This is a genomic window from Haloquadratum walsbyi J07HQW2, from assembly GCF_000415985.1.
In the GTDB taxonomy this organism is placed as follows: domain Archaea; phylum Halobacteriota; class Halobacteria; order Halobacteriales; family Haloferacaceae; genus Haloquadratum; species Haloquadratum walsbyi_B.
Genome location: NZ_KE356561.1, coordinates 1,057,821 through 1,070,504 on the forward strand (window position 1 = coordinate 1,057,821; position 12,684 = coordinate 1,070,504).

The 12,684-nt window shown below is 46.8% G+C and carries 7 protein-coding genes and 3 pseudogenes; 2 read left to right on the forward strand and 8 right to left on the reverse strand.

Annotated features, from left to right (window positions below; genetic code table 11):
• Nucleotides 1-344 precede the first annotated feature (344 nt).
• The gene (gene thrS, locus J07HQW2_RS04815; RefSeq protein WP_021054259.1) at nucleotides 345-2,273 is read left to right on the forward strand and encodes a threonine--tRNA ligase; all 1,929 of its coding nucleotides are present in this window, start codon (nucleotides 345-347) and stop codon (nucleotides 2,271-2,273) included.
• Between the two features lie 116 nt (nucleotides 2,274-2,389).
• Here thrS and J07HQW2_RS04820 read toward each other — a convergent pair whose 3' ends face one another.
• Nucleotides 2,390-4,075: an NAD+ synthase gene (locus J07HQW2_RS04820; RefSeq protein ID WP_303703969.1), complete on the reverse strand. Its 1,686-nt coding sequence runs from the start codon at nucleotides 4,073-4,075 to the stop codon at nucleotides 2,390-2,392.
• Between the two features lie 284 nt (nucleotides 4,076-4,359).
• On the opposite strand from J07HQW2_RS04820, the gene J07HQW2_RS04825 reads away from it, so the two are divergent.
• Nucleotides 4,360-5,814 carry a DHH family phosphoesterase gene (locus J07HQW2_RS04825; RefSeq protein WP_048075151.1) on the forward strand — a complete coding sequence of 485 codons (1,455 nt, stop codon included), beginning with the start codon at nucleotides 4,360-4,362 and terminating at the stop codon, nucleotides 5,812-5,814.
• Nucleotides 5,815-6,196: 382 nt separating this feature from the next.
• On the opposite strand, the gene J07HQW2_RS04835 is transcribed toward J07HQW2_RS04825, so the two are convergent.
• The 7 genes and pseudogenes from J07HQW2_RS04835 to J07HQW2_RS04865 all read right to left on the reverse strand — a co-directional run bounded on the left by J07HQW2_RS04835 (nucleotide 6,197) and on the right by J07HQW2_RS04865 (nucleotide 12,653).
• Nucleotides 6,197-6,499 (reverse strand): PRC-barrel domain-containing protein, encoded by a 303-nt coding sequence (locus J07HQW2_RS04835; RefSeq protein WP_021054263.1) that lies wholly within the window; start codon nucleotides 6,497-6,499, stop codon nucleotides 6,197-6,199.
• A gap of 330 nt (nucleotides 6,500-6,829) precedes the next feature.
• Nucleotides 6,830-8,184, reverse strand: a pseudogene (locus J07HQW2_RS19895) (RNA-guided endonuclease InsQ/TnpB family protein).
• A 191-nt stretch (nucleotides 8,185-8,375) separates the two neighbouring features.
• The gene (locus J07HQW2_RS04845) at nucleotides 8,376-8,852 is read right to left on the reverse strand and encodes a DUF5804 family protein (RefSeq protein ID WP_021054264.1); all 477 of its coding nucleotides are present in this window, start codon (nucleotides 8,850-8,852) and stop codon (nucleotides 8,376-8,378) included.
• A gap of 83 nt (nucleotides 8,853-8,935) precedes the next feature.
• Complete coding sequence (locus J07HQW2_RS04850; RefSeq protein WP_021054265.1) at nucleotides 8,936-9,190, reverse strand: hypothetical protein; 255 nt, start codon at nucleotides 9,188-9,190, stop codon at nucleotides 8,936-8,938.
• Nucleotides 9,191-9,519: 329 nt separating this feature from the next.
• Nucleotides 9,520-10,781, reverse strand: a pseudogene (locus J07HQW2_RS04855) (RNA-guided endonuclease InsQ/TnpB family protein).
• A pseudogene (tnpA, locus tag J07HQW2_RS17785) lies at nucleotides 10,778-11,199 on the reverse strand (IS200/IS605 family transposase). The pseudogenes J07HQW2_RS04855 and tnpA overlap by 4 nt, the downstream one beginning before the upstream one ends.
• 248 nt (nucleotides 11,200-11,447) lie before the next feature.
• Nucleotides 11,448-12,653, reverse strand: a complete 1,206-nt coding sequence (locus tag J07HQW2_RS04865; RefSeq protein WP_048075486.1) for a methionine adenosyltransferase — start codon at nucleotides 12,651-12,653, stop codon at nucleotides 11,448-11,450.
• Between the last annotated feature and the right edge of the window lie 31 nt (nucleotides 12,654-12,684).

Genomic DNA, 12,684 nt, shown 5'->3' on the forward strand with positions numbered 1-12,684 from the left:
CTCTGTACCCTGGAGTAGCCCGTCCAAACTGGATCATATTATATATCTCCTTTTCGAGGCGCCTGCATGCACACACGAGGTTATTGTATCTTTGAGTCGAATATTATCAACGAATTATGATCACATCTCGCAACAGACCGTTCAGAATCACGCTGAGCAGTCATTCAGTGGGACTATGAAATGAGACTTCCACGACTCAAAATTTTCATAATGTAAGAAGAAAATATCAATATATCTACGTCAATTAAATAGAAGTTATGACATCTTTCGATTTCGTGTTTTACTAAATTAATTTAATTTGCCACTCAAAAACACTTATTCGTGACCTCATATTTCTAATCGGTATGAGCGATATTACGGTCACGCTTCCTGATGGCTCCGAATTATCTGTGCCAACAGATGCCACTGTGGAGGACGTGGCTTACGAAATTGGTCCCGGATTAGGACGTGATACGGTTGCAGGAGTAGTCGATGGCGAACTCGTTGATACCACTGCGTCTGTATATGATGATGCACGCGTCGTCATTGTTACCGAAGAAAGTGATGAGTATCAGCGTGTTCTTCGGCATTCTACGGCGCATGTTTTTGCACAGGCGCTTAAACGTGAATACCCGAACGCAAAATTGACTATCGGTCCACCAACTGATGATGGATTCCACTATGACATCGCGGATGTTGATCTTGATGAGGACGATCTTGAAGCGATCGAAAGTGAAATGGAGACAATTATTGATGCCGACATTCCAATCGAACAGGAGTATCGGTCGCGAGAGGAAGCATTCTCGAAGTATGAAAATAATCCTTACAAGCGTGATATTCTTGAGACGGAGGCTGCCGGCGAAGATCCGATTTCATTTTATATTCAAGATGATTTTGAAGATCTCTGTCAAGGTCCACATATTGACTCAACAGGAAAAATTGGTGCAATCACGTTGTTGAATATCTCATCAGCATATTGGCGTGGTGATGAGGATAATGAAACATTGACTCGAGTCTACGGAGCAGCGTTCGAATCTGAGTCAGAACTTGAATCATTTCTTGAACGTCGTGAAAAAGCCAAAGAGCGTGATCATCGAAAGATTGGTCAAGAGCTTGATTTGTTTTCTATCCCGGATGTCACTGGACCAGGCCTTCCGTTGTATCATCCAGATGGAAAGAAAATACTCAATGAGCTTTCATCATTCGCACGGTCATTAAATCTTGAAGCCGGATATGAGCCCGTTGAAACACCGCATCTCTTTCGAACAGAGCTCTGGAAGAAATCAGGGCATTATGAGAACTACGTTGATGATATGTTCTTATTGGACATTAGTGATGAAGAGTACGGGCTGAAACCAATGAACTGTCCTGGGCATGCAACAATTTTCAACCAACATTCATGGTCATATCGTGACTTACCTGTTCGGTACTTTGAGGACGGGAAGGTTTATCGAAAAGAGCAACGCGGAGAACTGTCTGGGCTTTCTCGCGTGTGGTCGTTCACTATCGATGATGGGCATCTTTTCTGTCAACCGGGGCAGATTGAACAAGAAGTCAGACATGTAATGGATGCTATCTACTCGGTTCTCGATACATTTGGATTAGAGGCACATGTTGCGCTTGCAACACGACCAGAAAAATCAGTTGGAAGTGATGAAATCTGGGAGGACGCTGAGACGCAACTCCGATCTGTTCTTGAATCACAGAATGTTGAGTACGATCTTGAACCCGGCGATGGGGCATTTTATGGACCGAAAATCGATTTTGCATTTGAGGATGCCCTTGGTCGACAGTGGGATGGACCGACTGTGCAATTAGATTTTAATATGCCTGATCGGTTTGAGTTGAGCTACACCGGTGAAGACAATGCAGACCACCAACCAGTGATGATTCATCGTGCGCTGTATGGATCATATGAACGGTTCTTCATGGTGTTGATTGAACACTTCAACGGGAAGTTCCCACTATGGCTTGCGCCTGATCAGGTCCGGATCCTGCCAATCAGTGATGATCAACTTGGTTATGCACATCGGATCAAAAATGAACTCAGTGACTTCCGTGTCAGCATTGAAGACCGTGCGTGGACACTTGGACGGAAAATCCGTGCAGCACAAGAAGAACGGGTACCATATATGCTCATCATCGGCGAGGATGAGGCTTCAGCTGAGACTGTCTCGGTTCGTGATCGGAAAGAGCGTGAACAACAAGATGTCGATATTAGCACATTTCGTTCACATCTTCAATCCGAGTATGAGAATAAACGATTGGAGCCTGACTTTATCGATATGAACTAACCATGACATAGAGCAGTCAATTCGTCTTTTTTATTGTAGCGAACCAACCAACCAGGACGGTGGCGTCTGATATTTTGATCTTGCTTTGTGATATCAGTATGATTAGTATTTCGTGTTTAGCTATCTGTAAGAATCTCAGCGTATGATGCCGCAATCGGGTATCGCCATCCACTATCAAAAGCCTTTGTTGTGACTCGGAGAGCTGGCGGCGTTTGGTGTCGCTTAAATTCTGACCTGGTGATATGTTCTATGACCGTTTTTACTTGTTGTTTTGTTGCAGTGGTTTCTTGCACTATCTGATCTAAATTATGCTTATTACCAACATACTGCTTAACAACAGCATCAGTAACCTCGTATGGTGGAATATCGTCCGCGTCAATCTGTCCCTCTGCAAGTTCTGCCGTCGGCGCTTTTTCCAAGACCGAAGAGGGAATTGGAGCAGAGTCGGTCCACGTTGGTAGATCCGTATTAAAATCCTCTGCGAGCGCATATACACGACGCTTTGTACAATCGCCAAGTGGTGCAATCGCGCCAACCGCATCACCATAGAGTGTGCAGTAGCCAACTGCGGCTTCACTTTTATTATCAGGAGTCAATACAAGTGCATTGAGATCGTTCGCGACACCCATCAATAACAGACCACGAACCCGAGCCTGTACATTTTCACGTGTAATCCCTCGAGTATCATCGCCTGGTGTGATCCCATTGATTGCGTCGAGCAGAGACTTCGAGAGTTGTTCAATCCCGATTTCATTGAACTGTATCCCAAGGTTTTGAGCTACTCGCTCTGCATCTGTCCGACTGCTCTCTGCGGTAATCGCACTCGGTAAAGTTATACCATGGACATGCGCTGGTCCAATAGCTTCAGCAGCAAGGGCAGCCGCGACTGATGAGTCAATTCCACCGGAGATCCCGATAATGACGTCGTCAAATCCAGTCTTGTCGAGATAATCTCGAATTCCCAACTCAAGCATCCGGCGAAGTTGTGTTGTTTCAGATGGGATTGATGCTGTAGCAGAATTATTTTTCGGTTGACCGATTAATACGCGTGGTTCACCACTCGTTGCGGAAACAATTGGAGAGCCGTCGGCATCAAGTATGAATGACGTGCCATCAAATAGAATGTCATCATTGCCACCGACTTGATTGGCAAAGACAACTGGTGCGTCAATACGCTCAGCGTGGCGTCCAAATCGTTCTTGACGTGATGAAGGCTTGTTCACTCGGTATGGACTTGCAGATAAATTGACAAGTAAGTCGACCTCTTCGTCTTCATATGGTGCGATTGGGTCTGTTTGATGACGCCGTTGACCGGTCACTTCATGATCATACCAGGCATCTTCACAGATTGTAATCCCGACTGTTGTATCCTTGATATGTACGACTTCTGGTTCGGTGCCCCGTGAGAAATAGCGATGTTCATCAAAGATGTCATATGTCGGGAGAAGACGCTTGCTGTACTGCCCAGTGACTTCCCCATTATCAAAGACTGTAGCACTGTTTGTGAGTGGTGGACCGCTCGTTTGATTTGCAGAAGCGGTATGTCCAACAATTAGTGGGGGTCCTTCTTCGGTGACACGACGAAGATCATCAAGCGCAGTCTGCTCTGCATCACGCACCCGTCGTCGATGGAGGAGGTCCCGAGGTGGATACCCGAATAATGCGAGTTCTGGTGTGACGACTAATTTCGCACCTGCATCGGTAGCCTGTCTATATGCTTCGATAATCTGAGTGCAATTGCCAGACACATCGCCAACCATGGGATTATGCTGGACAATAGCAACTTCCATTGGCAGAGGCACACTAACTTTTGTGTTTATTCGGATATAAATTCATAGACTCGATAGCACTGACGAATGGGTAGGTATATACTGAAACCTATGCGTTGTCGATTAATACTGACAGGAATTTGACTCACATAGTCAAAATACAAATATGTGTGATATCAGAGGGTAAAAATTTATACAGGTGAATTATCGGTTGTTAATAAATATATTATTTATGTGCATAATCACGAAAACACAGCCACATTGGGTCAATCCGAACGGGTGCTGTTAAGTGGCGGCCGACCAGAATGACCTGCATAATGAGCACAGAGGCCACTACCTCATCGATGTCCGCGTATGCTATTCTTGGGTGCGGGAGTGTCGGTTACGCGGTGGCCGAAGAACTCATCGAGGAGGGCAGAGATGTTCTCATTCTTGATAAGGATGAGAGCCGTGTTGAGTCGTTACGCGATCAGGATTTGAATGCACAACAGACTGATATTTCTGATTCGACTGTGGGAGAGGCTGTAGCTGATCGCGATGTTGTTCTCATTCTTGCGTCGGATATTGAGGCTAACAAGGCTGCGGTTGCAGCAATTCGTGAACAGAATGGTGATCAGTTTATTGTTGCGAGAGCATCTGACCCAGTAACAGAAGATGAGCTTGCTGAACTCGGTGCAGATGCTGTCATCAATCCTTCTGAAGTGATTGCCAATTCAGCACTCCGTTCACTTGAATCGGGTGAGCTTGAATATAAAGCCAATCAGTTAGCGACAATATTCGAGTCATCAACAGACTCCGTTGCAATCTTAACACAGAAAAATCCAGATCCTGACTCAATTGCATCAGCAGCAGCATTAGAAGCAATCGCTGAAGCTCATGATGCTGAAGCGGAAATCCGGTATGATGGTGATATTGGGCATCAAGAAAATCGGGCGTTTGTGAATGTCCTTGGAATTAAACTGACATCAGGGTCACAGAACCAGACGTTTTCTTCATATGATGTCATTGCACTCGTTGATCATGCTGATCTCGAAATCCCCGGATTAGACACGACAGTCGACATCGTCATTGACCACTCCGAACCGGAGGAACAAATTGATGCTGAATTTAGTGATATTCGACCGAATATGTCGGCTACGTCAACTATCCTCACAAAATATCTTCAGGAATTCGATATGAGTCCGAGTGACGTGGTTGCAACAGCACTTCTGTATGGAATACGGTCAGAAACATTTGATTTCAAACGTGAAACATCGCCCGCAGATCTCACAGCTGCAGCATATCTGTATCCATTTGCGGACCATGATACACTTGAGCAGGTTGAATCGCCGTCTATGTCACCGGAGACACTCGATATCCTCGCAGAAGGGATTCAAAATCGCGAGGTCCAAGGGAGTCATCTTGTATCAAACGCAGGTTTTGTTCGTGACCGAGATGCATTAGGTCAGGCAGCACAGCATCTACTTAAACTCGAAGGAATCACTACAACAGCTGTTTTTGGTATCGCTGATAATCGAATTTACCTTTCAGCACGCTCGAAAGATGTTCGTATGGATATCGAAAAGATACTTGAAGATGCATTTGCAGACATTGGCGAAACTGGTGGGCACTCTACACAGGGGGATGTTGAGATCTCACTCGGCATTTTTACCGGGATTGAAACGAGCGATAGAAATCGCGACACGCTGTTGCAACTGACTGAGGAAGCTGTCCGACGGAAATTACTTGAAGCGATGGGTGTTGAGGGGTCCGAAAGTACTAATGGAAATTAATTGGGAGTAAGGCGCTACAATTGCTGGAGAACTGGATTGTGTCCAATCACAGAATAACGCGAATATTCTGAGTGAGGGCTAGCCCAATATATGATGTCATCTCGTCGAGCTGGGAGCGAGTAAGAAAATGTTGTATGGTTTTCGATGATATTAATCAGACCACAAAGATCAACACTGACACTAAGCCGAGCATACATATATTACGCAGGAGTTGAATTTCTCGATTCTATGAAGCCGTGCTCGTCATGACAACCGGTGATTGCGAGTTATCACACACTGTTGTGGGTACGAATCGGGTCACAGAGACAAAATCTCTGTTCTCAGAAAGCAACGTAATGCGTTGCTGAGTATGATGGGATAGTTTAGCATCTCATCGTCTACATCATGCGACGACGGTGTTATCATCCTCATCATCTTCATTATCTTTCAGTCGTTCGACAACGTCAGTGACGAGGACAATATCTCCAACCGACCGTACCCATCGGTAGGGGACAATGACGCCTGTACCAGGTTCGACCTGATCGCTAAACAACTCATCGTTAAGTTGCGTAAGCGCAAGTCCAGTAATCGCCCGTCGATCCTTGAGGTCAACGCGGAGATCTTCAATCTTGCCGACAAAAACACCGCTATTTGAGTACACTTTATTACCGATCAGTGTCGTAATATCTTCGACTGTCTCATCCATATGGCGATTCACGGTGGCATCCATCTTAACAGTTCGTTGTATTTCAGCGAATCTTCCCGTTTTTGTTTCAAAATAAAGCACCGTATGCAAAGAAAATATAACAGATTATATTAATATATTATTATAGTTACAAATATAATATATATTACGTGTGATAGGATAGATGATATATTCATCACAACGATCATTTAATTATACTATAATTATTTTAGTTCAATAATTGAATTCTGCATTACTGTTTATACGATACATTGACTGAGTATATCAGAGGATAAGAGCAGAGATTGATATTTGTTCGTCAATAAAAGCAACTTATTTTTGTGAACTGCCTCAGACTCCAAGGCTTCCTGTTTCTGTTTCAATGACGCGACTTGCAGACACCGACTCCTGAACAGAGTCCTCACCACGGTCGCAGTCTCCACAGGCGTAACTTCGGTCTGTCCCAGACCTAAGTCTCAGTCTAATTCCCGAAGACCACGAGACAGAGACAGAACATTACATGACGCGTTCAAGTCGCTTGCCCTTCCCTATCCGAGTTAAACCGACAACTCGGGCACGAGTGTTCCCTAACCCACAACCGCTTGTCGGTCTCGATACCACACTCAGCGCACTCTTTCGTTGTCCCACGTGGATCCACTTGCACTTGCATTATGTGGGTGCCGTACAGGTCGCCCTTGTCTTGACTCTAGCATGTCGATGAATCCACGCCACGCAGCATCCTGCTTGTTCTGAGCGTTCCCGCTAGATTGAACTATCCCTGAAACGGTCAGGTCCTCGTCTTCCACAAACACGGCGTCGTACTTGTTGCCGAGCCATGTGGAGAGCTTCTGTTGGAAATCTTTGACTTTACTTTCCTCTTCATCCGACAGTTTGCTTTGGCTACGTTTTGTCGCTGTTTCTCCCAGCCCCAGTTGGTGCTGTCTCGCTCTTCCCGAGAGAGACTGCGTTGGTCTCGACGCAATCGCTTGTACTCCCCGGAGAGGTCAAGCCAGTCTACACTTTCACTATCACCGTCACTCATGTAGACGTAGTTCTAGTTCTGGACGCCGAGGTCAATGCCGACGCAATCCTCAGCTCAGGGTTCATATCATCTATTTCTGGCTTCTCGGGAAGCTTGGTGTCTTTGTCTCCGACTTCGAGACCGATTGTGACGTACCACTCACCAGTCGTCTCTTTTTTGAGCGTGACTTCTTTGGTGAGAGCGTTCGCGGGAATGTCGCGGTGGTACTGAATCGGGATGTCGCCTCTCTTGGAGAGCCAGAGGTCGCAGTTTGACCACTCGTACTCGTGTTCGGGTTCGGGTTCGAAGCCGGACTGCGAGTACGTCACGCTCTGGTACTTTCGTGGCGACTTCCACTTCCAGTTGAGCCACCCGACTTTGTGTCCGTTCTCTTTGTTATCGGAAAGGTTTGAGAGGTTCTTGTAGAATTGCTCAACTGTTTTCTGCAGTGCCTTCGAGTGGACTTCTGAAAACGTGCTCCACTCGTTTTATCTTTCCACTCGGTGAGTCGTTTTTTGATGCTGATACGCACTCCCAATTGTATTATTATCCGTGTCGAGTTCTTGATATTCGTAGCGGGTATGGTTATAGCCTTGTCGGTGGATGTAGATATGACGTTCTGCCTCCGTGGCTACACCTGTTCTGTTCGGTCAGGGTAAGCACGAAAGCAGTAATCATACCATATCTCTTATTCACGCGCTGGCGCTAGGATGTATGAAAAATTGTGGTCTGTGGTAATGGTGTCGGCTTCATCCACACGGGGTCACATCAGTATCAAAGCCCCGTGGCATTCGTCTTGAATTGCCTGTAAATGGTGTCGAAAGGACACATGTCAAAATTAACTATCGTTCCGAGAGGTGCAACATCATATACGAGTTAGCATTCTCCGAACTCATTAGCCGTGATACGGACAACAACAGTCTGATTAACCTGACGGAGGTCATACGATGGCAATGTCTTATCAGAGTTATCTGCATTTTTATAACGCCGTGTTACATACATCGGCTCAACCAGGGACTCATCGACAACGCCATAAATAGCAAGGCGTTCACCGGTCTCTGCGGGCGAAATCTTCTCATCGCGGACAGCAGTCGCAAGTGGTCGACTCAACCACTCATTATCCGTAATGCTTGGTTCGCGAATTATTGTCTGATCGACAAATCGGACAAGATACCATTCTAAATCATTACATAAGGAGACTGCCGCACCAAGGCTTACTGTTTCAACCGCCAGAGAATTCCTAAACGGTTCAGCGAACGAGTACGTAATAAGCGCTTCTCTCGCTGTTTCTCGAGAGAGGAGCTCATACTGTACGTCCGTGCCCTGCTCGCCAAGAAAGCAGACAACGGTCACGCAGTAGCTTTCTCATAAGAAGATAAGACATTATCGCTACCATTATTCTCAAATACGGCTTTTATAATATTGATATATCGGATTCAATCTGCATCGAGCCATATAGTTGCACATTCCTCATTACAAAACGCGAGTAAGCGGCGCTCGCGTGTTAATTTGGATCCGGGGGGTGGCGTTCGTTTACGATCTAATTCAACCTGACAATGACCACACATCTGATCGACTGATTCCCCACAGGTCGGACAAATTCGCGTTGTGTCTTTCCAGTCACTGCGGTGGATGACTTGTCGAACGGTCCATTCGGGAGTAGTTGGTGGAGAATAATGCGTTCCTGACATACTAATATATACGACTTCAAGACATGTAAATGCATTTTACACCGATTGTTCACGTAAAACCTTTTTTAAGCAGAATATGTTACCCTATATCGATGGATAAATGTACACATGATTACTCATTTCTCCAATCTTAACTGATAGTATTGAAATAATAATTTCGCTTATTGAATTTAACTACGATTGGATTGAATGTATCGTTATATTCCTCAAATATTATGCGTCTCAATGTCTATTTGTAATTTATCAATACCAATCTCAGTGGTCATGATTCCACATGCTGTTATTTGGATTTATTGAAATAAACGATGGTACAATATCAGCCGAGTGAACTACCCCTGCCTACTCGCCGCCTTCGGCGGCTCCTTCAGGCAGGGGCTTCCTGTTTCAACGACGCGCTTTGCAGGAACAGCCGCAGTTCCCGTGGGGAGCGCAGTCTCCACAGGCGTTCCTTCGGAGTGACCCACTGCTAGTTTGGAGAGTCCGCGAAGAAGAATGTTCCACGCTGCGTTTCCGTCTCTGTCCGCTTCGAAACCACAGCCAGGACAGGAATGTTTACGCACCCATAGCAGCTCCTCGGTTTCGACGCCACACTGAGCGCACTCTTTGGTGGTGCCACCTGGGTCAACCTCTACGAAGTGCGTGCCTTCGCGTTTGCACTTGTATTCGAACATATTCGTGAACGTGCTCCACGCCGCAGACGCCGTGTTGCGGCTGTTTCGTGGCGATTCCAGCATCTCCGCCACGGTGAGGTCTTCGACTGCGACCAAGTCGTACTCCCGAGCGTAGTATGCCGAGAGTTTGTGGAGGAAATCACGCCGCTTGCGTTTGATGTCAAAATGGCACTCAACAACACGCCGACGTTGCTTCTCCCAGTTGCTCGACTCGTACTCTTTGTGTGAGAGTTTCCGCTGCTCTCGTTCAAGCCTGTTGCGTTCGTCTAAGAGGTCGAGTGATTCGACTGCTGTGCCGTCTGTATCGTGGGCATACTTCAAAATGCCCACGTCAATCCCAACCATCTCGTCAGTGTCAATATCCGCTAGCGGTGGCTTGACTGGCGGTTCTGTGTCCATCTCGATACCGAAGATGGCGAACCACTCGCCGGTTTTCTCCTTTTGAGCGTGACTTATTTGATCGTGGCGTCTTCGGGCAGCGGTCGGTGGAGTTTGATGGGGATATCGGCGAGTTTCGACAGCGACAACATAGTCTGACCACCCTTCTTGTCGAGTTCGAAGCCAGACTGGTTGGAGGTGAAACTGCGAAACTCGCGTGGTGACTTCCACCGAAGCTCACCAACCGTGTAGCCCTGGTCTTTGAGCTTCCCGAGTGCATTGATGTTTGTCGCAATCCGGATGACTGTGGGCTGGAGCACTTTCGAATAGACGTCAGTGAGTGCGTCCCACCAGTCTTTGAGGTCGGGAAGCTCGTCACGAATAGTGCGGACACGCTGTTTGACTGTGCCCTCGTCTTCGGGAATTTGGTTGAAGCGGTACAGAGCGTGGTTGTAGAGTTGGCGGCAGGTATCGCGGTGATAGTCCAGTGTCTCACGCTGGCTGTTGGTCGACGTGAGGCGATACCTGTAGTTGTAGTTCATGCTCGTTGGTCTTCGATGTACTCCGTCAACACATCCAGTGAGACTTGTCCTGTCGAGATGAGACAGTACGAGTCGTTCCAGAAGGAGTCGCCCCACAGATCGGTTTTGAGTTCATCTGCGCACTCGTTGCGGATGCGTCAAGCAGTCGCACCTTTGATCGTGTTGATGAATTTCACGATCACGAGGTCTGTGGTTGGCTCGGTCCGGAACAGGATGTGGATGTGGACGTGGTCGTCTTCGCCGTCGAGATTGATCAGTGTGACACCATACTTGTCCGCGAATCCCTCGATGACCCCGCGAATGAATTAAATTGGGTTCGCTCCTCGGTAAGGACACCACGCCGATACTTGATGGTGAGTATCAGGTGGTAGTGGAGTGAATGCACCGAGTGCGCTCCCGTGTCGAGGTCGTACTCCATTTGATTTGTGGAGTATGTCTAGAGTCTAATAAAAAGAAGTTACGACTGCGTAGGCCTGTGGGTTGGAAATAGAACAGTGTATGAAAGACGATGACGGCGCTGTATCCCCACCCCCTCGCTACTGCGTTCGCTGTCCGCTCGCGCGGACTGCGACTGCGGTGCTCTTGAGGGAGGGGGCTGAGCGCCTGCATTTAGTTAAACCTAGATAGAAGTCTACATTTACGGATCCAGATTGGGTCAAATTGGCATTAAAATGTCGTGAGTTCATCATCAATAACACGTCTTGTAATACTTGTAACGTCAGCGAGTCGATTATCAATGATCGCTCGGATTTCAGGTTCAATTGCTTGAAGTGTGACACTTGGATCGGTCACAATCTTTGCATCCGCGATGTGTGGTTCATCAATCGGACGACCAATCTGTGAAAGAAGTCGGATTTGTAGGTCTCGGATTCCATCAACATTGGCAACGACCGACTCAGCGATATCGGTTGAAAGAAGATTATATATTTTTCCGATATGATTTACTGGATTTTTCCCTGATGTGGCTTCCATACTCATTGGTCGATTTGGCGTGATGAGTCCGTTAGCACGGTTTCCACGACCAACAGACCCATCATCACCCATCTCAGCGCTTGTTCCCGTGACTGTCAAATAAATTGATCCAGTATCATAATCATCTGCGGTGTTGACCGCAACAGTGACCTCTCGGTTTGTATGTTTATATGCGACATCGGTAACGAAGGTACGGATATCTTCAATAGCATCAGTGTAATCTTCAAGATCAGCAACGTACCTGTCAATCATTGCGGCAGCAACAGTGATATCAATACTATCATTCTCACGTTTTCCCATTACTTTGATATCAGGACCAACAACGGGATGATCTTCAGCATATGTGCTATTGAGTTGCATCTCAACGGCTTGGACAATCCTTTCAGTCTCTGTGAGAGGCGCATGTCCGACACCGAATGAGGTATCATTTGCCATTGGAACCTCGGTGTCGTTCTCGCCAAAGACATCTTTGAGATCCCCAGATCCTTGTCCGAATCGAACATCGACGACGACGTCCGTTTCTAGGGTCAACGCTGGGATGTTCTCCCGAAGATATGCTCGAGCCGCTTTTATTGCGGTTGAGTCAACTGGGAGTCGTTGGCCATCGTAGTTCTTTGTTGCACGCCCGACAATCAAAACATAGATTGGCTCAACCACTTCCCCACCACCGAAGTCCGGAACTGATTCACCAGCTACCAACTGTGTTTCATCGGTATTATAATGTAAAACATGACCAACACGGTCGAGATAAAGTTTTGATAGCGCACGCGAAACGGTCTCTGCGATGCCGTCACAAATAGAGTCTGGGTGACCGATTCCCTTTCGCTCGACAATTTCGACCCGCTGATCTTCAATAGCATCCCGGTTGGCTGCCTCGATTGCAATATTCCGCTTAGTCATTATTCCCGTTTTTTCATCGGTCATCCTATAA